The organism is Pseudogemmatithrix spongiicola (genome assembly GCF_030623445.1).
Classification (GTDB): Bacteria; Gemmatimonadota; Gemmatimonadetes; order Gemmatimonadales; family Gemmatimonadaceae; genus Pseudogemmatithrix; species Pseudogemmatithrix spongiicola.
The window spans coordinates 2,058,496-2,081,062 of record NZ_CP130613.1; the positions used below are offsets into that span (position 1 = coordinate 2,058,496).

General features: G+C 67.3%; 17 protein-coding genes. 4 read left to right on the forward strand and 13 right to left on the reverse strand.

All coding sequences use genetic code 11. From position 1 onward, the window contains the following. Positions 1–50 precede the first annotated feature (50 nt). The 7 genes from Strain318_RS09495 to Strain318_RS09525 all read right to left on the reverse strand — a co-directional run bounded on the left by Strain318_RS09495 (position 51) and on the right by Strain318_RS09525 (position 8,753). Entirely contained in the window at positions 51–1,394 is a 1,344-nt protein-coding gene (locus tag Strain318_RS09495; RefSeq protein WP_367885469.1) for a hypothetical protein, read from the reverse strand. Position 1,395: 1 nt separating this feature from the next. After that, a complete protein-coding gene (locus tag Strain318_RS09500) occupies positions 1,396–2,127 on the reverse strand; it encodes a c-type cytochrome (RefSeq protein ID WP_367885470.1) in 732 nt (243 codons plus the stop codon). Beyond that, a complete protein-coding gene (locus tag Strain318_RS09505) occupies positions 2,117–2,620 on the reverse strand; it encodes a DUF3341 domain-containing protein (RefSeq protein WP_367885471.1) in 504 nt (167 codons plus the stop codon). The genes Strain318_RS09500 and Strain318_RS09505 overlap by 11 nt, the downstream gene beginning before the upstream one ends. Before the next feature lies 1 nt (position 2,621). Next, positions 2,622–4,025, reverse strand: a complete 1,404-nt coding sequence (nrfD, locus tag Strain318_RS09510; RefSeq protein ID WP_367885472.1) for an NrfD/PsrC family molybdoenzyme membrane anchor subunit — start codon at positions 4,023–4,025, stop codon at positions 2,622–2,624. A gap of 15 nt (positions 4,026–4,040) precedes the next feature. Beyond that, positions 4,041–7,118, reverse strand: a complete 3,078-nt coding sequence (locus tag Strain318_RS09515) for a molybdopterin-dependent oxidoreductase (RefSeq protein ID WP_367885473.1) — start codon at positions 7,116–7,118, stop codon at positions 4,041–4,043. 7 nt (positions 7,119–7,125) lie between these two features. Then, on the reverse strand, positions 7,126–7,848 hold the full coding sequence (locus Strain318_RS09520) for a cytochrome c3 family protein (RefSeq protein ID WP_367885474.1): 723 nt from the start codon (positions 7,846–7,848) through the stop codon (positions 7,126–7,128). 152 nt (positions 7,849–8,000) lie between these two features. After that, positions 8,001–8,753, reverse strand: coding sequence for an RNA methyltransferase (locus tag Strain318_RS09525; protein ID WP_367885475.1), 753 nt, complete (start codon positions 8,751–8,753; stop codon positions 8,001–8,003). A gap of 76 nt (positions 8,754–8,829) precedes the next feature. On the opposite strand from Strain318_RS09525, the gene Strain318_RS09530 reads away from it, so the two are divergent. Beyond that, positions 8,830–9,471: a DedA family protein gene (locus Strain318_RS09530; protein ID WP_367885476.1), complete on the forward strand. Its 642-nt coding sequence runs from the start codon at positions 8,830–8,832 to the stop codon at positions 9,469–9,471. A 57-nt stretch (positions 9,472–9,528) separates the two neighbouring features. Further along, a complete protein-coding gene (locus tag Strain318_RS09535) occupies positions 9,529–10,137 on the forward strand; it encodes a superoxide dismutase (protein WP_367885477.1) in 609 nt (202 codons plus the stop codon). A 78-nt stretch (positions 10,138–10,215) separates the two neighbouring features. On the opposite strand, the gene Strain318_RS09540 is transcribed toward Strain318_RS09535, so the two are convergent. Next, the gene (locus tag Strain318_RS09540) at positions 10,216–11,511 is read right to left on the reverse strand and encodes a cation:proton antiporter (RefSeq protein WP_367885478.1); all 1,296 of its coding nucleotides are present in this window, start codon (positions 11,509–11,511) and stop codon (positions 10,216–10,218) included. Positions 11,512–11,693: 182 nt separating this feature from the next. After that, positions 11,694–13,670: a biosynthetic arginine decarboxylase gene (gene speA / locus Strain318_RS09545; protein WP_367885479.1), complete on the reverse strand. Its 1,977-nt coding sequence runs from the start codon at positions 13,668–13,670 to the stop codon at positions 11,694–11,696. A 144-nt stretch (positions 13,671–13,814) separates the two neighbouring features. On the opposite strand from speA, the gene Strain318_RS09550 reads away from it, so the two are divergent. Continuing rightward, on the forward strand, positions 13,815–14,717 hold the full coding sequence (locus Strain318_RS09550; RefSeq protein WP_367885480.1) for a c-type cytochrome: 903 nt from the start codon (positions 13,815–13,817) through the stop codon (positions 14,715–14,717). Between the two features lie 19 nt (positions 14,718–14,736). Here the strand turns inward: Strain318_RS09550 and Strain318_RS09555 are convergent, their stop codons facing one another. Further along, on the reverse strand, positions 14,737–17,595 hold the full coding sequence (locus Strain318_RS09555; protein ID WP_367885481.1) for an alpha/beta hydrolase family protein: 2,859 nt from the start codon (positions 17,593–17,595) through the stop codon (positions 14,737–14,739). Between the two features lie 79 nt (positions 17,596–17,674). On the opposite strand from Strain318_RS09555, the gene Strain318_RS09560 reads away from it, so the two are divergent. Continuing rightward, on the forward strand, positions 17,675–18,238 hold the full coding sequence (locus Strain318_RS09560; protein WP_367885482.1) for a DUF502 domain-containing protein: 564 nt from the start codon (positions 17,675–17,677) through the stop codon (positions 18,236–18,238). Between the two features lie 178 nt (positions 18,239–18,416). Here the strand turns inward: Strain318_RS09560 and Strain318_RS09565 are convergent, their stop codons facing one another. The 3 genes from Strain318_RS09565 to Strain318_RS09575 all read right to left on the reverse strand — a co-directional run bounded on the left by Strain318_RS09565 (position 18,417) and on the right by Strain318_RS09575 (position 22,355). After that, entirely contained in the window at positions 18,417–18,545 is a 129-nt protein-coding gene (locus tag Strain318_RS09565; protein ID WP_367885483.1) for a MetS family NSS transporter small subunit, read from the reverse strand. A gap of 12 nt (positions 18,546–18,557) precedes the next feature. After that, positions 18,558–20,153 (reverse strand): SLC5/6 family protein, encoded by a 1,596-nt coding sequence (locus Strain318_RS09570; protein WP_367885484.1) that lies wholly within the window; start codon positions 20,151–20,153, stop codon positions 18,558–18,560. Positions 20,154–20,225: 72 nt separating this feature from the next. After that, on the reverse strand, positions 20,226–22,355 hold the full coding sequence (locus tag Strain318_RS09575; protein WP_367885485.1) for a S9 family peptidase: 2,130 nt from the start codon (positions 22,353–22,355) through the stop codon (positions 20,226–20,228). Positions 22,356–22,567 lie beyond the last annotated feature (212 nt).

Sequence of the window (22,567 nt, forward strand, 5' to 3'; positions counted from 1 at the left end):
GGCGAGGCCAATGGCCTCGCCCCCCATCGCAAACTGAACGCGCACGGCGCCTACTCGTGCGCCGGCAGCGGCTCCATCGTCTCCGGATCCACCGGGACCTGCACTTCGTCACGGTACGGCGAGGTCATCTTGAACACCTGCGCCTTCGGGAACGCGTCCATGAACTGGGCATAGCTCCAGCCGAACAGGCCGGCCATGCCGAGGAAGATGCCGAGCTCCCAGATGCCCAGCGGCAGGTGCTCGGCGCCCGAGCCGTAGATCGACGGATAGATCTCGGTGAAGCGCGAGAACCAGAGGCCGGCGATCGACGAGCAGGCGAAGAGGATCATCGTCGGCGACCACACCTTGGCCTTCACGCTCATCAGGCCCGCGAAGGGCACGAGGAACGTCAGGATCGCGGCGAGCATGGTCGTGGTGCTCCAGACGCCGCTGAGGCGCAGGGTGAACCAGTGCGTCTCTTCCGCGAGGTTGCCGTACCAGATGATGATGAACTGCGAGAAGGTCAGGTAGCCCCAGAACGCCGTGAAGGCGAATCCGAGCTTGCCGACGTCATGGTAATGCTTGTCGGTGATGAGCTCAGGCAGCTCCGAGAACTGCGTCTTCCACCAGCGGAGCAGGATGGCCCAGATCATGAGGGCGACCAGCCAGCCACCCATGAAGACCTGCCAGCCGTACATCGTGCTGAAGAAGTAGTAGTCCAGGGACATCGAGTGGTCCCAGGCGAGAATGCACCAGCCGAAGCCGAAGACGAGCGCCATGATCACGGCGAGCTTGCCCTGCAGCGAGTGCGTGCTGTGCAGCTCGCGGCGCTCCTCACCGAACGAGGCGCGCATCTTGGCGCGGAGCCCGGCGGCCCACGAGGCGCCGTACTCCGGCGTCACGCCGACGTCGAGGCGGACGCTGGTGTACACATACCACACCTGCAGCGCGAGCAGCGCGCCGAAGGCGACGATCGAGCGCAGGTAGAAGAAGCCGTGGTTGAAGTACAGCTCCTTCTCGGGAATCAGGTAGCCCGTGCCGACCTTGTCCCACCACGGATAGATGTGGCCCTTGCCGAAGAAGATGATCAGCAGGAGGCCCACCGCAGCGAACGGCAGGAACGCGACGAATCCCTCGAGGAAGCGGATCACGCCACGCGACCAGCGCGCCGTCGTGATGCGCTGCACGGCCGAGAACATCACGCCGGCCGAGGCGATGGTCGTGAAGAACAGCCAATTCATCAGGAAGGCCTGCCACGCGCGGGCCTGGCCGGTGATGGCGCCGTAGCCGAAGAGGCCGAGGCCGAAGACGGCGAGGCCCAGCGAGGCCTTCTTCCACATCTCCGGCATCTGCTTCGTCCGGAGCACGTCAATGAACTGGTCGCGCGGCGGCGAGTAGTGGTGCTGGTGGCTCATCTTAGTGGTCCCCGTGGTCTTCGGCGCCTTCGGCCTTCGGCTTCTCGGCCTTCGGGACGATGCCGGCGGTGGACGGACGGAGGTAGGCGTGCGGCATGTTCGGCGCGACGGGGCTCACGGCGCTGAACGCGCGGGCCTCGCCGGGCTTGAGGGTGATGCCCTTCGGGACGTCGTACTTGCCCTGGAGGCCACGCACGTAGTTGACCACGTCCCAGCGCTCGCGCTCCGGGATGCGGTTGAAGTTGCTCATGAGGCCGCGGCCGTTGCGGAGCATGCCCCAGATGTAGCCGTCGCTGCGGGCCTGCGTAGCCGCCCCGTTGATGGCCGGGACGAAGGCGATGCCCGAGACTTCGGCCAGCTTGCCGCGGCCGTCACCGGCGTCGCCGTGACACACGGCGCAGTTCACTTGATAGAGCCGGTGCCCGTTCTCGATGGAGCGCGCGTCCGCTTCGACCGGATTCGCGAGACGGGACATCGAGTCCACCGTCTGCGGGTTCGGCAGATACGAGACTTCCCACGCGGCAACCGTCACGCCCGTGACGGGTACGGAGCCCTGCGGATTGCCGCGGAACGGCACCGTGTCACCCGAGACCGAGTCGCTGGCGAACTTCTGCCAGGTGCCCACCGACGGCTGCTGCTTCATGTCGGTCAGCCACATCTTGGGATCGCAGGCCGTGAGGGCCAGCGGCAGGGCCAGCGCCCCGAGGGCGCGGGAGAAGACCTTAGCGCTCACCGCGCACCTCCACCGCCCCGTGGCGGCGCATGATGGCCTCGACCTCGGCCTGCTGCTCCGGCGCGCATTCGCACCAGACGCCGAAGTGCGCGCCGCTGAAGCGCGGATCGTAGCCCACCGTCTCGGTGAGCCGCGGGATCCCCGCCAGGAAGAACATGCCGAACACGGTGGACAGCGCGCCCACCATCACCATGACCTCGAAGCCGAACACCGTGTACGGCAGCCAGGTGCTGATGGCCTTGCCGCCCACGACCAGCGGCCAGTACTCGGAACCCCAGATCGACAGCCAGTACCCGAAGCTGACGCCCGCGAGCGCGCCGAACAGCGTGAACTTGCGCACGCCGCTCTGGGGCGGATGGATCGCATGCTCCAGCTCGTGGCGCAGCGTCGGCGAGTATGCCGTCAGCTGGCCGAGATTCTTGTGGCGGAGCTCCTCGATGGTGTCCGTCGTGGAGTCCAGCTCATGGAAGACGCCTACGATGCCGCGAAACATCTCAGTGCCCCCCGTGGTGCGAGTGCGACTTCTTCATCTTCGGCGGCACGATTTCCTTGATTTCCGCCAGCGCCATGATGGGCAGCTGCTTGATGAAGAGCAGGAACCACATGAAGAACCAGCCGAACGAGCCGATCAGCAGGCCGTAGTCGACCCAGGTCGGCACGTAGCTCGACCACTGCCACGGTTCGACGTCGTGCGAGAGCGACGGCACCACGATGACGAAGCGCTCGAACCACATGCCGATGTTGATGAAGATCGACAGGATGAACAGCCAGGTCGGGTTGCGGCGCAGCTTCTGCGAGAACAGCGAGAGCGGCAGGATCATGTTGCAGGTGAGCATGATCCAGGCGGCCCACCACCACTGGCCGAAGACGCGGTTCCAGAAGTAGTCCTGCTCGTAGGGGATGCCGCCGTACCAGGCGATGAAGAACTCGATCAGGTACGCGAGGCCCACCACCAGCGACGTGAACAGCACCATCTTCGCCGTGGCGTCGAGGTGGTTCAGCGTGATGTAGTGCTTGAGGTTGAACCACTTGCGCATCGGGATGGCGATCGTCCACACCATCGCGAAGCCAGAGAAGATGGCGCCGGCGACGAAGTACGGCGGGAAGATCGTCGTGTGCCAGCCCGGCACGATGCCCATCGCGAAGTCGAAGGACACCACCGAGTGCACCGAGAGCACCAGCGGCGTCGAGAACGCGGCGAGGAACAGGTAGGCGCGGGCGAAGTGCCGCCACTCGCGCTCCGAGTTGCGCCAGCCGAACGAGAGCAACGCGAGGATGCGCTTGCGGACCGGGTTCGTCTCCTTGTCACGCAGCACCGCGATGTCCGGGATCAGGCCGACGTAGAGGAACGTCGTCGAGATCGTCAGGTACGTCGTGATCGCGAACACGTCCCACACCAGCGGCGACTTGAAGTTCGGCCACAGGAGACGCCAGTTCGGATACGGGATCAGCCAGAAGAACTTCCACGGCCGGCCGATGTGGATGATCGGGAAGAGGCCGGCCGTCATGACCGCGAACACCGTCATCGCCTCGGCTGCACGGTAGATCGTCGTGCGGAAGCCGGCGCGGAACAGGTAGAGGATCGCGGAGATGAGCGTCCCGGCGTGGCCGATGCCGACCCAGAACACGAAGGTGATGATGTACACGCCCCACATCACCGGCGGGTTGTAGCCGGCGACGCCGAGGCCCTGGTGGATCTGGTAGGTCCACGAGAAGATGCCGAGCGCCAACGCGGCGAGGGCCAGGAGCAGGCCCATGAACCACGCCTTGGTGGGCTTCAGGATCGACAGGATCTCGCTGTCGACCTGTTCGTAGCTGGTGACTGCCGGGAGCTGGATGTCCGCCGACGCGATGTTCGGGCGGCGGGGTTCGTCCACGGGCTGCGCGAGCGTAGCCATTGGTTGCCGTCCTCCTTACGCGTGGGCCGACGCCGACGGCGCCGGATGGTTGACCTTCTGCAAGTAGACCACCGCGGTGTAGGTGTTGAGCTCTTCGAACACATGGTAGGCGCGGCGGTCCTTCGCCCACTTCGCCACCGACCAGTTCTCGTCCGCCGCGTCGCCGAAGATGATGGCGCGGGACGGGCAAGCCTGCGCGCAGGCCGTCGTGAACTCGTCGGGCTGCAGGTCGCGACCCTCGAGCGCCACGCGGTTCTCGGCTTCCTTGATGCGCTGCACGCAGAACGTGCACTTCTCCATGATGCCCTTCTGGCGGACCGTCACGTCCGGATTCAGCTGCCAGTGCAGCGGCTCCGGGAACGCGTACTGCGAGCGGTTCGGATCGCCGTAGCCGAACCAGTTGTAGTAGCGGACCTTGTACGGGCAGTTGTTCGAGCAGTACCGCGTGCCGACGCAGCGGTTGTAGACCTGCACGTTGAGCCCGTTCGGCGCATGGTACGTCGCGTACACGGGGCACACCGGCTCGCAGGGCGCGTTGCCGCAGTGCTGGCACATCATCGGGATGAAGCGCGTCTCGAAGTCCGGATGCGCGGGGTCGAACTTCACGTCGCGCGGCTCGCGGTCGATCTCGTAGTAGCGCTCGAGGCGGATCCAGCTCATCTCGCGCGAGCGCGTGATGTTGGCGCCGAAGCCCGTGCGGTCCGGCAGCAGCACCGGGCCCTGCCACGAGGCACCCACCGTCGGGATGTTGTTCTCGGCGTAGCAGGCCGTCACGCAGGCCGAGCAGCCCGTGCACTTGGCGAGGTCGATCGTCATCGCCCAGCGACGCTTGGCCGCGCCGCTCCAGTGTTCGGGGTCGTACATGCCCTTGTCCTTCGAGCCCTTCACGCCGAACTCGCCCTGCGCGTCGTTCGCCGTCGGCGACCGCAGGCCGGGCTCGAACTCCGTGCTGGCCTGGCCGTCGAAGTGGTGGTGCTTCACCTCGTTCTCGCCGGCGAGCAGCGCGGCGATCGTCGTCGCCTGCGCGATGTTGCGGCCGTGCTGGCGACCCGAGCCTTCCGTGGTCACCAAGCGCTGGTTGCCGGTGGCCTTCGCGAGGCGCGCCTTCGTCGCACCGTAGACCGCGGCACCCGTGCGCGCGTCCTCGGTCACGGCGCCGAGCGCATAGGCATTCTCACCGGAGACCGCGTAGCGACCCGCCGACTCGGACTGACCGCGGCCGACCATCACCGCGATCGTGTCCGGACGGATGCCGAGGTAGATGAACGCCGGCGCAGTGAGCGTGCCCGCGTCCGTCGTGACGGTGACCATGTCGCCGTCCTCGATGCCGAGGGCCGCGGCGGTCTCGCCGTGCATCTCGACGACGGTCTGCCAGCAGATCTTCGTGACGGGATCCGGCAGCTCCTGCAGCCAGGGCTTGTTCGCACCGCGGCCGTCGCCGACCGTCGGCGAGAGGTAGGTGACGAGGTGGTACTCACCCGCCCCGGCGGCCGCCGGCTTCGCCGTCGTGCGACCGGCGCTGCCCGTGCGCGAGAGCGCCGAGCCGTTGATCATCGCCGTGGTCAGCGCGCTGCGCAGGTTGCTGTTGCCGCCGACGCGGCTGGCGAGCCAGGCGCGGTAATCGGCGGCCGGGAAACGCGACGCCAGCGACGGATCGCTCTTGGCGACGGCGAGGAGCACGTCAGCCGTCGAGCGGGAATCGAACACCGGATCCATCACCGGCTGCTGCAGGGAGAGACGGCCGTTCACCGGCTCCGCATCACCCCAGCTCTCGAGCGAGTGATGATCGGGGAGGATCAGGTCGCACAGCGCCGTGGTTTCGTCCGGGATGCTCGAGAACGCAACCTTGAACGGCACCTTCGCGAAGGCCGCGGCGAAGCCGAGGCTCGGCGGCGTCGTGTACGCCGGGTTCGCGTTGCGGACCATCGCGAGCGTGACGTCGCCGGCATTCATGCGCTCGGTGAGCGCACGGACATCGGCCAGCGTGGCCACGCCTTCGAAGGCGTTGAGGCCGCGGTTCGGCAGGATGGTCTTGCCGACGTTGCCGCGCTGCTTGTTGAGCTCAGCCACCGCCGCGGCGAGCTCGCCGCTGTTGGTGGTGTAGCCGCCGCCGAGGATCGCGGAGGCCTTCGCGTTGCGGATCTCGTCACGCAGGCCTTCGAGCAGCGCGACGGCGACGCCGGCTTCCTCGGCAGCCGCGGCCAGCGAGCCACGGCCGAGCAGGGCGTTGACGATCGTCAACTCGGTGCCCGGGCGGGCCGGGATCCACGAGTCGGCGTTGAGACCGGTCAGCGTGCGACGCGCGCCCACATAGATGAAGCGCGGCGCGCCCTCGACCTTGCCACGGGCTTCCGCGAACTCGAGCTGCTGCGGCACCGGCACGCCCCAGCCATCGAGGAAGTCGGCGGCGAAGGAGACGATGAGGTCGGCGGCTCCGAAGTCGTGGTGCGGCCAGCTCGTGCCGTAGGCCGCGCGATTCGCGATGGCCACCGCAACAGGCGCCTCGGCGTCGTAGCTCAGGTGCGCAGGTGCACCGTAGCCGGCGAGGATCTGGTCGAGCACGGCCGGGAAGCTGCCCTGCTCGTGTCCGTTGATGAAGGCGACGCCGCGGCCTGCGTTGCGGCTCTTGGCCTCCCCGAGCTTCTGGGCGAGGATGCCGATGGCATCATCCCAGGTGGTCGGGACGAACATGGCGCCCTCACGCTTCATCGGGCCGCGGTAGCGATCCGGATTGTACAGCGCCTGCAGCGACGACTGGCCGCGCGCGCAGAGCGCACCGCGGTTCACCGGGTGCTCCGGGTTGCCCTCGGCCTTGATCGCGCGGCCGTCCCGCACCTCGACGATGAGGCCGCAACCGGCGGCGCACTCGCGGCAGGTGGTGGCGTAGTAGTTCGAGACGCCCGGGACGGTGTTGTCCGGCGAGACGAGATACGGAATGAGCTTCTCGACGTCCGTCGTCCCGCAGCCAACGGCGGCGGTGGCGGCGGTGGACACGCCGAGGACCTTGAGGAACTCGCGGCGCTTGACGGCCGCGCGCTCCTCTTGGACTTCCGTCAGGGCGCCCTTGGTGGCTTCCGTGGTGTTCGGAGTCATCGCGGTCTTAGTAGTGGCAGGTGGCGCAATCGTAGTTCGCCTTCTTGCGCGGCATGGCGAGCGTGGCGGAGTCGGGTTCGTACCCGGCGGCGCGCATGCCCTCGGCCGGCGAGTAGCCGTTCACGTGGCACTGGACGCACCAGCCCATGTTCAGCGACTGCGTCTGGAAGACCTGCGGCATGTTGTTCACTTGGCCGTGGCAAGTCTGGCAGGTCACGCCGGCGTTGACGTGACGCATGTGCGGGAAGTGCACGTACTCCGGCACCTTGTGCACGCGGACCCACGGCACCGGTTGGCGCTTGGCCCAGTATTCGGAAAGCTTCTGGATCTCCGGGCGGTCCGTGCCGACGAGCGTGTGGCAGGCCATGCAGGTGCCGACGGCGGGGAGACCCGGGTCCGGCGACTGCCCGGCAGCGTTGTGACAGAACGCGCAGTTCATCTGCAGCGTGTTCACGTGCACCGGGTGCGGGAACTTCACCGGCTGCTCCGGCGAGCGGCCGATGCCACCGCCGACGTAGAACGTGTAGCCGGAGGCGCCGCTGTACGCCCAAGGACCGGGCTGCGCCTTGCCGGCGGCCTCACGATTGGCGGCCTGGGTGGCGGTCTCCGCCGCACCAGCCGGTGCGGCCTCCTGCGCCGTCTGCGACCCCGCGTAGGCGGAGAGCATCGTGGCCGCGATGGCAATCGCGACCGTCCCAGGAATCAGGACCCACTTGCTACGACCCGTCATCGGCACATGACTCGGGAAAGGGGATATCCGAATACTATACTCGGCTTGTGAAAAACTTCACAAGCTTCACGGCAACGCGGAAAAATGACCGCAATACTCAACTATCGCAACCCCGTGACAATCGGGGCTTTACTGCCGTATCGAACACCCGGCTACTCCGGGTCCAACCCGCGCTTCACACGGTCAATCGTACGCAGCACTTCGATGCCGATCGCCCGCACCAACGTCAGCTCGCGACTGTCAGGTCCCGCGCGATTGAGCAGCGAACGCACGGTCCGCATGATGTGTTCCGGGTTCCGCGTCCGGTAGAACGCGATCGCCGCCAGCGCACGGTCGATGTCCCCCAGCGCCCGCTCCCACTCGTCGTGCTTGGGCAGCGCCGCATGATGCTTGTGCCGCGCCACCTCGCGCGTCGCGTCGCCGGCCGCCACGTGGAGCTCGTAGAGCGCGATGTTCACCGCCTGCGCCACGTTCAGCGAGGCATGCTCCGTCGTGGGGATGCGCACCAAGACCTGCCCGCGGTCGATGGCCTCGTTCGGCAGGCCATGATCCTCCTGCCCGAAGAGCAACGCCACCGTACCGTCGGGAACCTTCTCCAGCAGGGTCCCGGCCAGCGCGCGCGGTTCCGTGACGGGCCAGCGGTGTGCGCGGCGCTTGGCGCCGAACGCCGCGACGTACACGCAGTCGGCCAGGGCCTCGTCGAGGGTGGCGAAGTGGCGGATGCGCTCCACCAAGTCGCGCGTCCCGTGCGCCACACCCTCGATGCGCCACGGATCGTAGGGCACGGGATCCACCAGCCGCAGGTCGACGAAACCGAAGTTCTTCATCACACGCACGACGGCGGCGATGTTCACCTGGTCTTGCGGCTTGTTGAGGACGATGGCGACGCGGTGCAGGACGGACATAGCGGGGGAAAGCTAGCCACGCGACGGCGGGCGCGCGGTGCAGAAAGCGGTGGCCGCGGCTTAGCTTTCGTCGGATATGGATTTCCTCCTCGATCTCTTCCACCAGCTCCGCGACCTTGAGTCGCTCGTCGCGACCGCCGGCTACGTCGGCATCACCGCGATCATCTTCATCGAGACGGGACTGCTCTTCCCGTTCCTCCCCGGCGACTCGCTGCTCGTCACCGCAGGCCTCGCCGCCGCGGCCGTCAACTCGCCGCTCAACGTCTGGACCCTCGGCCTGCTCTGCTCGGTCGCCGCCATCGTGGGCGACCAGATCGCCTACGGCATCGGGCGTCGCTCGGGCGAGGCGCTGTTCAAGCGCGAGGACTCGCGCTGGTTCAAGCAGAGCCATCTCCGGGCCGCGCATGACTTCTACGAGAAGCACGGCGGCAAGACGATCATCCTCGCCCGCTTCATGCCCTTCGCGCGGACCTTTGCGCCGGTGGTCGCGGGCGCGGCGAAGATGCACTACCCGACCTTCGTCTTCTACAACGTGATCGGCGGCTTGCTCTGGATCTGGTCGATGCTGCTGACCGGCTTCTATGTCGTGAAGATGGTGCCCGGCCTCGACCAGCACGTCGAGAAGCTGATCATCGGCATCATCCTGCTCTCCATCACGCCGGGCATCTACGGCTGGTGGAAAGCACGGCAGTCCCGCGGGAATGCCGCGGCGCGCTGAGGGATATATTCTGCACTGACCGTTCGCCATTCTCTCGCACTACACTTGGAGTCCCCAATGGCCCATACGCTTCCCGCCCTGCCCTACGCGACGACCGCGCTCGAGCCGCACATCGACGCGCAGACGATGGAGATCCACCACGGCAAGCACCACAATGCCTACGTGACGAATCTCAACGCGGCGATCGACAAGGCCCCCGAGCTCGCGTCGTGGTCGCTGGAGCAGCTGAACCGCGACATCGCGAAGGTGCCGGAGTCCGTGCGCACGGCCGTGCGCAACAACGGCGGCGGCCACTGGAACCACTCGCTCTTCTGGGCGACGATGGCCCCCAATGCCGGCGGTGAGCCGGGCGCCGAGCTCGGCGCAGCCATCACGAAGGCGTTTGGCGACTTCGGCAAGTTCCGCGACGCCTTCAAGGCGGCGGCCACCGGCCGCTTCGGCTCCGGCTGGGCCTGGCTCGTGGCCGCCAAGGACGGCACGGTGAGCATCGAGAGCACGCCGAACCAGGACAACCCGCTCATGGAAGGCCGGCACGCGCTGCTCGGTCTCGACGTCTGGGAGCACGCGTACTACCTCAAGTACCAGAACCGTCGCCCCGACTACATCGATGCCTGGTGGAACGTGGTCAACTGGGCCGAGGTCGCCAAGCGCTACGGCGCGCGCTGAGCCGCACAGGGCGAATGGCGAAGGGGGCGTCGAGCTTGGCTCGACGCCCCCTTCGCTTGTCGCACCCACGCGTCGCGATCAGTGATCCGTCGGATGCAGCGCCTTGATCTTCCGCGACTTCCGGCTGCTCGAGCCCACGACGAGATCGTCGATGCCGACGTGGTCGGGTGCGCCTTCCTCGTTCGGCGTGCCGCGCCCGGCAATCAGGCTGAGCAGCGGCGGCGTCACGAAGGTGGTCACGACCACCATCAACATCAGCGCGCCAAACCGCTCGTTGGTGAGCACCCCGGCGGCGAGACCGAGCTGGGCGAAGATGAGCCCCACCTCGCCGCGCGGCACGAGGGCCACGCCGACCAGCAGCTTGTTGCCCTTGAACCACCAGGGGGCGTAACCGGCGACCACCTTGCCGATGACGCCCACGACGACGAGCAGGCCGCCGATGGTCAGCGCCTCGCGCGTCATGAGGGCGCCGAGATCGATCGACGCACCGACCGTGGCGAAGAACATGGGCACGAAGAAGAAGCCGAGCTGCGTCACGCTCTCCTCGATCTCATGCCGCTGCGGCGTGGGATGGAGGATGAGGCCCGCCGCGAAGGCGCCGATGATCATCGCCGATCCGGCCTGCGTGGCGAGTAGTGCGAGCATCAGCGCAAAGCCCATCGCCGCGGCACTGAGCGTGCCGGACACGCGCACGCGCTCGATGATGCGGAACAGTGGCGGGATGGCCACGCTGCCGAGGGCGAGCGCGATCACGACGAAGCCGATCGCCACGCCGGCGATCTGGCCGATGCCGCCGACCGTGAGGTCGGCGCCGGCGACCATGCTCGCCACGATCGACAGGATGATGAGGCCGACGACGTCGTCGAAGACCGCGGCACCGATCACCACCTGGCCCTCGGGCGTCTTGAGCTGCCCAAGGTCCGACAGCACGCGCGCCGAGATGCCGATGGAAGTCGCGGTCAACGCGGCGCCGATGACGATGGCGGTGAGCGTCTCGACGCCCATCACGCGCGCCACGCCGAAGCCACCCACGAAGGGCAGCACGACGCCGACCGCGCCGGCGAAGAGGGCGGTCGACCCCACCTTGGCCAGCGAGCGCAGGTCCGTGTGCAGTCCGATCTGGAACAGCAGGATCAGCACGCCGAGTTCCGAGAGCGCATGGACCACGCTGTCGGACGGGTCGAGGATGCCGAGGACGCTGCCGCCGAGGACCACACCGGCGACGAGCTCGCCGAGCACGGCGGGCTGCCCGAACTTCTGCGCCAACGCACCCATCAGCTTCGTCGCGACGATGACCGCGACAAGGACGAGGAGCAGGTGTTCGAATTCGGTATTGCCGCCGGCGGCGGCGAGGAGCGGTACGGGAAAGTTCACGTCAACCCAGCGCGAGAGATCGAGGGTGAGCGCGACGCAGCGCCAACGCGGCGCGTTGCACGTCGAGCGGACATCGTACTATACGCACGACAGTGCGCGTTCGTTCACGCGGTACGCGGCACCCGCGTCTCGCGGCCCTTTATATAGGAATGAAGATGCGCACGCCGACGAGGCGCGCCGCGCTATCGCGCCGCTTCGCCTTCGAGGTACGTGTAGCCTTCGAGCCCCGCGACGTACTCGGCGATGAACATGTTCGCTTCCTCGCGCGAGATGCCCTTCGCGCCCTGCACCTTGCGACGGAACGTCGCGAGCAGGTCGGAGGCGCGGAACTCCACGTAGTCGAGCACTTCGGTGACCGTGTCGCCGTGCACGAGGTGCGTGACCTCGTACGCGTCGCCGCGCAGGCGGATGTGGACGGCGTTCGTGTCGCCGAACAGGTTGTGCAGGTCGCCGAGGATTTCCTGGTACGCGCCCGTGAGGAAGATGCCGAGGATGTAGGCATCGCCATCCTTGAACACGTGCAGCGGCAGCGACGGCTGGCCGTCGCGGCCGCCGATGAAGCGGTCGATCTTGCCGTCCGAGTCGCAGGTCACGTCCTGGATCGTCCCGCGACGCGAGGGTTCCTCGTCGAGGCGGTGGATCGGCATGATCGGGAAGAGCTGGTCGATGGCCCAGTTGTCGGGCAGCGACTGGAAGAGCGAGAAGTTCGCGAAGTAGCGGTCAACGAGCGCCGCGTCGAGGTCGCGGATGATGTCGTCGAAGCGCTCGCGCTTGCCGCTCACGAGCTTGGCCACCGCGTTGAGCGAGCAGAGGTAGAACTGCTCGGCGATCGCGCGCTCGCGCAGCGAGAGCACGCCCGAGTTGAACAGCTGCTGGGCGCGCTCCTTGTCGAACGTGGCGTCGTGGTAGATCTCGTGGATGCGGCGCATGGAGAGGTTCTTGCGCCCCAGCGTCTTCAGGTCCTCGGCCATCTCGTGGAGGAGCGTGTGGTCCTCCTCCGTGAGCGCCGGCGGCGACGGATCGTTCGCCGACTCCACGTCGATGACGCTGATGAGCATCAGCGCGTGGTGCGCCGTGAGCGCGCGCCCGGATTCCGAAATGATGTGCGGATGCGGCAGTCCTTCCTCGCGGCAGGTCTCGGCCAGCGTGTAGACGATGTCGTTGGCATACTCCTGCGAGGAGTAGTTCATCGACGCCTGCGCCGTGCTCTGCGTGCCGTCGTAGTCCACCCCGAGGCCGCCGCCGACGTCCACGTAGTCGATCGAGAGCCCGAGGCGGCGCAGCTCCACATAGAAGCGCGAGACCTCCTGCAGGCCGCGCTTGATGAAGCGGATGTCGGTGATCTGCGAGCCGAGGTGGAAGTGGATCAGACGCAGCCACTCCGTCTTGCCGGCCGCGCGCAGCCGCTCGATGACCTGCATGAGCTGCGCCGCGTTGAGGCCGAACTTGGACTTCTCGCCGCCCGACTGGGCCCAACGGCCCGAGCCTTCGGCCGAGAGCTTGATGCGCACGCCGATCGTCGGCTCGATCTTGAGGTCCGCGGCGACCTGCATGAGCACGTCGAGCTCGCTCACCTGCTCGATGACGATCATCACGCGATGGCCGAGGCGCTGGCCCATGAGGGCGAGGCGCATGAACTCCTCGTCCTTGTAGCCATTGCAGATGATCAGGTGGTCGGTGCGGTCGGTGAGCGCGAGCACCGCCTGCAGCTCGGGCTTCGAGCCGCACTCCAGGCCGACGCCCGTCGCGTGGCCGAACTCGACGATCTCCTCGACGACGTGCCGCTGCTGATTCACCTTGATCGGATACACCGTGGTGTACTGCCCTTCGTACTGGAACTCGGTGATCGCGTTGGCGAAGCGCTGGTGCAGGTTCTCGATGCGCGCCTTGAGGATCTCGGAGAAGCGCAGCAGCACCGGCAGGCCGACGCCCTGGGCCTCGAGGTCGTGGGCGAGCTCGAAGAGGTCCAGCGTGCGCTCCGGCTGGTCCTTGTCGGGCCGGACTACGACGCGCCCCTTCTCATTGATGTCGAAGAAGCCGTCGCCCCATCCCTCGATGTTGTAGAGCGCCTTCGCGCGCTCGACGGACCAGGGCTGGGGTTCGACGGGCGGCTTCGGCGCCGGAGCGGCGGCGGACTCGGGGCGGGACGTAGAGGCCATAGGGAGAGAAGAATACGGGATTTTGGCCCCTGGGGGTACTCGGACGGCCAACTCGCGCGCTCGCGCCCTGACCGATCCCGTCGCAACTTCTCCCAGGCAGTTCCCGTACTGCCGTTCGTCCCACCCCCCTACACGGAACGAACCATGAAGCGATTCCTGAAAGTGGCGGCGTTTGCCGCCGGCGGCCTCATCGTCCTCGCGGGTGCGGGCGTTGCGGGCCTGTACGCGTGGTCCAACGGCGAACTCACGGCCACGGTCGAGGACCCCACCCACCCGTTCACCGCCCCGACGGACTCGGCATCGATTGCGCGCGGCGAGCACGTGATGAAGGCGCTCGCGAAGTGCGGCGACTGCCACGGCGAGGACTTCGGTGGCCGCACGATGGTGGATGATGCGGCAATCGGCCGGCTGAGCGGCCCGAACATCACGACGGGTCGCGGCGGCGTGCTTTCGGGCATGACGGACGCGGACATCGAGCGGGCGATCCGCCACGGCGTGGCCAAGGACGGCCGTCGCCTCGTGTTGATGCCCTCGCACGAGTACCAACTGATGTCCGACGAGGACGTCGGCGTGTTGATCGCGTATCTCCGGACAGTGGCCCCGGTGGACCGCGAGATTCCGCCGAACCGCGTGGGGCCGCTGGCCCGCGCGCTGTACGCGACGAACAAGATGCCGCTGTTCCCGGCGAACAGCGTGACGCATCGCAACGAGGTGGTGCCGTCCGTCGCGCCCGACTCGACGGTGGCCTACGGCAGATACCTCGCGAACGGCGGCTGCTCGGGTTGCCACGCCCAGAACTTCTCGGGCGGTCCCATCGGCGGCGCGCCGCCGGACTGGCCGCACGCGTCGAACCTCACGCCGACGGGTCTCGCCGCCTACAACTACGACGCGTTCGTGCGCGTGCTCACGACCGGCACGCGCCCCGACGGCACGACGCTGCACCCGGTGATGCCCGTGCAGGCGACCAAGCTGATGACGCCGGTGGAGATGACGGCGATCTGGAAGTACCTGCAGACCGTGCCGGCGGCCGAGACGGGTACCCGATAGGCCCTCGCGCTGGGTGGGATCAGCGATTCAGCTGATCCCGCCCGCGCTCGAGGAACGGAATGCCCCGCTCCATCCACTCGGGCTTCGGCGCGCCAAGCAGGTGGTGGGCGAAGAACTCCTGCATGCGGCGGTCGATGTCCTTCTGGTTCGCGTACTTCCGCGGGTTGTGCGCATCGCCATTGTAGTTGAGCATGTAGGCTTCCTTGCCCAGGCGACGCATCGCGACGAAGAACTCGATGCCCTGGTACCACGGCACCGCGCCGTCGGCATCGTTGGCCATGAACAGCACCGGCGTCGTGACGCGGTCGAGGAAGAACAGCGGCGAGTTCTCCATGTAGCGCTCCGGATACTCCCACAGCGACCCGCCGATCCGGCTCTGGCCGCGTTCGTAGTTCACGATGGCGCGCTCGACGCCGCTCTCCCAGCGGATACCGCCGTACGCGGACGTCATGTTCACGACCGTCGCGTTCGGCACCGCCGCCGCGAAGAGATTCGTCTGCGTGATGATGTACGCCGTCTGGTAGCCGCCCCACGACTGACCGCCGATGCCCACGCGCTTCGGGTCGACGAAGCCCTGCGCGATCAGCGACTGCACACCGGGCACGATGCTCTTCACCGAGCTGGGGCCAGGGTAGCCGGGCGTGTAATGGATGTTCGGGAAGAACACCACGTAGCCGAGCGACGTGTACACGCTGGGGTTGATGATGTTGCGACCCGCCGGCCGGTGGTACTGGTGCAGGTTGTCGGAGAGCTGCTCGTAGAAGTACACGACCATCGCGTACTTGCGGCTGGGATCGAAGCCCTCCGGGGTGTACAGCAGGCCCTCCATCGGCACGCCGTCGCTGTTCATCCACTTGTGCAGGCGGACGTTGCCCCAGCGGTACTGCGACTGCTCCGGCATCGCGTCGGACAGCCGCGTGAGCTGGTCGAAGCGCGGGCCGGACCACAGATCCGGATACTCGCGGAAGTCCGCGCGCGCCACGAGGAACTGCTCGGCGCGTCGGGCCTTCTGGAGCACGGGCCAGGTCTTGGGCGCCATGACGAGGCGTTCCGGCGCCGTGTTCGCGCCGAGGCGATCGCGATACACGCCGGCATCCTTGCTGCGGATGTCGAAGGCGCGCAGGTACAGCGGCGCGGCGGGATCGATGTAGTCGAGATCGGCGTCGAAGTCGACCACACGGAACGTCATGCTGTCCCGACGGCCCGCGCCATCGGTGAGATTGCGCGCCGCGCGTACGCCCGCGGGGTCCACGTCCCAGACGTCGAAGCGATCGTACACCAGTACCGCAGCATCGGCGGCGGCCCAGCCGCCGAGTCCGTAGGGCCCAGGCTCACTCGGCGTGTCGTGTGACTCGTCCTCGAAGGACACGCCGGTCACCCCGGCCGTGAGCTCGCGCGTGCGGTTGGCGGCGATGTCATGCACGCGCCAGGCGCGATTCTCCCACCATGTGACGTACTTGCCGCCCGGTGAGAGCTGGCCGCCACCGCGCACCTTGGTCGCGACGCGACGCACCGCGCCGGTGAGCGTGTTGATGACGTTGATGTCCGTGCCGCCTTCGCCCGCGATGGCATCGAGCTCGTAGGGCACGTTGGTGTTCGCCACCGCCGTACGGCCATCGCTGGAGAGCGTGATGTTCGGGAACTCCCGCGAGCCCAACTGCCGCATCTGCTTCGCGGCGATGTGGTAGATGGCCGTGTACTGGCGGTTGCGGTCCTGCCCGGCCTGGATGCGCTGCATCGGTTGCGGACGGGCATCCTGCCAGTGCCAGAGATCCACGACGGCCTTGTCGGCAAGCGAGTCGGCGGGAATGGAGTCGGGCTGGATGCGCGAGACGCCGAACGTGAGCGCGCTGCCGCTCTCCACAAAGTCGACGCGGCTGCGCTCCGCGACCTGCAAGCCTTCGGCGATCTCGCTGGCGGCCACAGCGCGGGTCGCCTGCTGCGGGCCGGGCCGACTCCGCGGCCCCGCGAGCGCGGCGTGGTACACGGCAAAGCGCACGGTCTCGGCACCCCAGGAATCGGCGTCCGTGATGAACGCCAGCTGCGAGCCCGCTTCGTCGAAGGCCAGCGAGCGATAGTTGCCGGTGGCGACCTTCAGCGCCGTCTCGACGCCGGTCGTGAGATCGCGGACGTACACGCCATCGACGCCCAGCGAGTCGGCGCCGGCGCGCGCGTAGGCCAGCCAGCGCTCGCTTTCATTGAGCTCGTACGCACTCACGTGCTCGATACGCGTCTCCGTTCCGGTGGCGAGCTCGCGGATGACGAGCGGGCTGCCGGTGTCCTTGCGCCGCGCGGGGCGGGCAGAGGAGTCGGCGCCGGCACGCGCGCCGTTGCGCGACGCGGCGGTATCCGCCTCCGGCTGGTAGACCACCCAACGGCCACCGTCGCGCGCGACGGAGTAGCCGCGCACCTTCTCGATCTCCGTCACGTTGCCATCGGCGAGCGAGAGGATGCCGAGCGAGGCCTTGGGCTGGTCGGCGGCGCGGGCACGACGGGCCCGCGCCGAGTCCAAGGCGCCCTGCGTGGGATAGCGCAAGAACACGACGAAGCGCGAGTCACCCGTAACCTGCGCTGCCTGCGGCGAGAAGGGCTGACCGGTCACGCTCTGCAGCGGACGGCCGGTGGACCCGCGTGCGACGCGATATTCCGTCGCGGCCGCCGTCGCGCGAACCACGAGCTCGCCGTTGCCGGCGGTCGGCGAGAGCGTGTAGACCGCCCAGCGCCCGTCGGGCGAGAGCGTGGGCTGGAGAATCGAGCGCCAGAGGTCGTAGGTGTCCTGCGTGAGGACCTTGCGCTCGCCTTGGGCAGCCGCGAGGGCCGGCAGGAGCAGCAGCGCGACGACTCGCGCCGCCCGGAGGACGACAAGACGGAAATGCATCGACGGGACGGTTCGGGTTATCTTGGCTCGAGCACCGCTACAGGATACGCCGTCCCTCCCCCAGCCGTTCAGGACGCCGATGCGCCACCTCGTTTCGTACTTCCTCCGCGGCCTCGTGCTCACCGTCCCGCTCGCGGTGACGATCGCCGTCTGCTGGATTGCGCTGCGCACCATCGATGGCTGGCTGGGCATTCCCGTGCCCGGCGCCGGGCTGCTCGTGACGCTCGCGGCCATTACGCTCGTCGGATTCCTCGGCTCGAACTTCCTCTGGAACACGATGGTGGAGCGGATGGAGCGGATGCTCGACCGCCTGCCGTTCGTGCGGATCCTCTACAACGCGACGAAGGACCTGCTGGACGCCTTCGTCGGCGAGAAGCGGCGCTTCGACCGCCCAGTGCTGGTCGCCATGAGCGCGGACGGCGCGGTGCGGACCTTTGGCTTCATCACCCAGGAGTCGCTGGAGCGGCTCGGCCTGGCCGATGATGTGGCGGTGTACTTCCCGCAGTCGTACAACTTCGCGGGGCAACTCGTCGTCGTGCCGGCGTCGCGCGTGACGAAGATCGAGGCGCCGAGCTCGGACGTGCTGGCGTTCATCGTCTCCGGCGGCGTCACCGATGTGCCCGGCGCCAAGCATGGAAACTGACGCCACGGAGACACGGAGGCCCTGAGGTTGCACGGGGCACAACAAAGACTTGGGGGTCCGCACCAATGCATCGGTGTGGACCCCCTAAGTGCCTACGCGGTTCTCCGTGCAATACTCCGTGTCTCCGTGCCTCTGTGGCAGCGTCGTTCACGGACCCTCGTGCCAACCGAGGCCTCGCCTACGGCCCGAAGCCCGGCGGCGCCTTCTCCTCCTGCGGCGTCTCCAACACCTTCTTGAAGCACCAGAATGTGCCGCCCCACACGAGCAGGAGCGAGAATGTCATGAAGATCCAACCCAGGGTCGTCATTGTGGTTTCTCCTCAGTCCGCAGGGTTGTTGTCGTCGATGTCCACGCCGGCCGCGCGCAGGCGCTTCTCACCGACATAGGTCACGATCACGAGGTACGCGAGGATCGCCGCGATGGTCAGCATCGCGACGCGCGAGCCCGTGTTGGCCCAGGACGCCTCCAGCGAGGCCCTGAAGTTCTGGATCGTGAAGCCCACGAACACGATGATCAGGTACGCCGGCGCGATGTACTTCATGATCACCTTGAAGATCGTCGGCACCTGGATCGACGCGCCTTGGTGCAACTCCTTCCAGCCGCGCTCGATGCCGAACACCCAGCCGAAGTAGATGATCTGCACCATCGCCAGCACGAAGATCAGGTAGGTCCCGACCCAGAAGTCCACCGTGCTCCAGAAGGCGCCGCCCGCCGTGAACCAGAGCGTGAGGATCGCGCCGATGGTGCCGATGATGGCGATCGTCGACGTGGACTTGGTGTGCGACCAGCCCGTCGCCTCCTTCAGGTGCGCCGTCGCCGGGGCGTACATCGAGAGCGAGCTCGTGATCGCCGCCAGCCAGAGCATCAAGAACCAGATCGCGCCGATGATGTTCTCGAACGCACCCATCTGCGCGAATACCACCGGCAGCGTGTTGAAGCCGAGGCCGAACGAGCCCGTCGCGACCGCACCGGCCGTGCCGCTCAAGCCGAGGAACACGAAGGCGGCGGTGAGCGTGATCATCCCGCCGAAGCCCACCTCGAAGAGTTCGTTGGTCGCCGACGCCGTGAGGCCCGACAGTGCGACGTCATCCTTCGCCTTCATATAGGAGGCGTAGTTGATGATGACGCCGAAGCCGACGGACAGCGAGAAGAAGATTTGCCCGGCGGCCGCCAGCCATGTCTGGAAGTTCCCGAGCGCCGAGAAGTCGGGGTTCCACATGTAGCCGAGGCCGTTGATCACGTTCTGCTCGGGAATCGCCGGGTTCGGCGTGCCGAGCGTGAGCACGCGGATCAGGACGATCAACGCGCAGACGGCCATCACGGGCATCGCGTAGGAGACGAATTTCTCGATGCCCTTCGACAGCCCGCGGAACACGAAGAAGATGTTGACCGCGAACACGACGATCCAGCTGATCACGGTGAACTTGGAGTCGCCCGTGAAGAGCAGGCCGTCGCCGTCGGCGCCGGTGATCATCGTATAGAACGACCCGGACTGCGCCGTCTGCGTGACGATGTCTGCCGTGCGGTCGATGCCGATGCCGCCGCTGATGTACTTGAGGAAGTACGCGAACGTCCACGTCTCGATGAACACGTAGTACGTGCTCACGCCCAGCGGGATGAGCACGCCAAGCACGCCGAGATAGCGCGCGAGGCGACCCTTGCCGATGGCCCCCATCACCATCGGCGCGCCGTGCAGGCCCTTCTTGCCGCCGTACTTGCCCATCGTCCACTCGGCCCAGCCGATCGGCAGGCCCAGCAGGAACAGCGCGCAGAAATACGGAATCAGGAATGCGCCGCCGCCGTTCGCAGCCGCCTGGCCGGGAAAGCGGAGGAAGTTGCCGAGGCCCACGGCGGATCCCGCGACTGCGAGGATCACGCCGAGTTTACTGCCCCATTCTTCCTTGTTATCAGACATCAGGTCTCTGTCCGGGGGATGAGGGAACCTGCGGGGGAATGTCCTACAGAACGCCTGAAGATGGCACGTGGCCTAGGGCTTCAGCCAGTGGCCGAACCAATCGCGCAGGCGGCCGAGCCGGTCCACGAGCAGCCAGGGCTCGCCGGTGCGCGAGAGATCGTGCGTGCTGCGCGGGTAGCGGACGAACTCCACCGGCACGCCCTGCCGCACCAACGCGGCGAACCATTGCTCGGCGTCCGTCATCGGCGTGCGATGGTCCTCTTCCGACTGCAGGATGAACGTCGGCGTCTGCACCTGCCGCACGTAGCGGATCGGCGAGAGCGAGTCATACATCGCCGGGTTGTCCCACGGACGGCCGTAGAACTCGAACTCGGTCAGTCCCTGCGCGTCCGACGTGCCGTACCAACTCCACCAGTTGGAGATCATGCGGTCGGCCTGCGCGGCCTTGAAGCGATTGGTCTTCACGGTGACCCACGCGGTCATCACGCCCCCGTAGGACCCACCCGTCACGCCCATGCGCGTGGAGTCGACATCCGCACGCGCGGCGGCGATGTCCACGGCCTTCATGAGATCCTCGTAGTCCTCGGCGAACCAGCGCCCGCGCGTGCTGAACGTGAAGTCCGCGCCGTAGCCGCTGGAGCCGCGTGGATTCGTGTACAGCACCATGAAGCCGGCCGCGGCGAGGTTCTGCGTCTCATCGAACCACTGCTCGCCGTACTGCGAGTGCGGGCCGCCGTGGATGTACAGCACAAGCGGGTACTTCTTGCCGGCCTCGTAGCCGAAGGGCTTCATGAGCCAGCCTTCGATCTCCACGTCGCCGACCGACCTGTACGTGAGGCGCTCGGCGTCGCTCCACGCGATCTCGCGGTTCAGCGCGTCATTGAAGCCCGTGAGCTTGCGCTCGTTCCGGCCGTCCACGCCGGCGATGAAGAGCTCGGTGGGTTTGGCCACGCTCGTTGACACGTACGCCACGCTGGTGCCGGCCGCATTGAACGAGAAGCCGTTCATCTTGCGGCGGCCGCCGAGCACCTCGCGCATCTGTGCCGTGCGCGGATTGACCATGAAGAGACCGCTCGAGCCGCCGATGTCGGCCCACATCGCGATCTCGCCGGAGGGCAGCCACTCCATGCCGCCGGGCTCGTAGCGCCAGGTCGGCGTGAGGTTGGTCGGCTGGCCGCCGGCCACGTTGATGACCATGAGGCGCGCGTTCGCGGTGCGCGAGGCGCGATGCACGAAGGCGAGCTGGCGGCCGTCCGGCGACCAGGTGAGATCCGACTCCGTGCCGACCAGCGTCGCGACCTTGCGCGGCGTGCCGCCGGCGACGGGAATCACGAAGATGTCGGCGTCGTTGCGCGGCGCTTCGTCGCGCACGCGGTCATACGGCAGGCGCGAGATGGAATCGTTGATGGCCTGCACCAGCGAATCGGGGCGCAGGTCGGCATCGGCGATGAAGGCGATGAATCGGCCATCCGGACTCACGACCGGGCTGCGATGCGAGTACGCCGTGCGCGTGAGCTGCTCACGGCGAGCACCCGGTGCTTGGGTGAAGATCTGCTGCGGCCGCACCTGCGGCGCCGTGCGCGCGCCGGGCAGGAAGCCCTGTCCGTTCGCCTTGTAGCGGGCGCTCAAGATGTGCCGGCCGTCGAAGCGCTCGGGCATCACCGGCTTCGTGATGGCGCCGAAGGGCGGACGCGCCGTGGGCTGCATGCGGGCGTACGGATCCGCCTCGCGTGCCGCACGCGGGCCGCCTGCAGTATCGGCATCGGCCGCGGCGCTGAATACCGCGAACTTGCCGTCGCGCGGCCAACTGCCCGCGGGATAGTTCTCCACCTGCGCGGCCTCGCCGCCGGGCGCGTCCATGCGGATGGCCCAGGTGTTGCCGCTGCCGCCCGGCCGCTGCGACGAGAAGAACAGGTACTTGCCGTCGGGCGAGAAGCGCGGATTGCTGCTCTCGTAGCCGGGTGCCGTGTAGCGCTGCGGATCGCCGCCGGCGGCCGGCGCCACCCAGACTTCCTGGTGGCGCTTGTTCTCGCGCTCGTTCACCGTGGTCACGGTGAAGGCAACGAGGCGCCCGTCGGGCGACATCGCGGGTTGCGAGACGGTCGTGAGGCGATGCCAGTCGTTGGGCTGCATCGCACGCTGGGCGGCGGCTGCCGCGGGGGCGAAGAGAAGCGCCGTGAGGGCGCGACGGAGGACACGCATGGGAGAGGCGGCTCGGCGTGAGAGTACGTCGGTCTGGGCGAGAGATAACACGAGCGTTACGTACTCGCCCCCGCCAGACGCTGACGGACAGCGAATCGCCGGAAACCCTATTGCATTACTCCCCATTGGCGTTTAGCCTCCATAACTGGCTTTTGAAAACGATTCTCATCTAACGTTCGACTCAATGGCTTCCTCCTCCCCCCGCCCCCGCC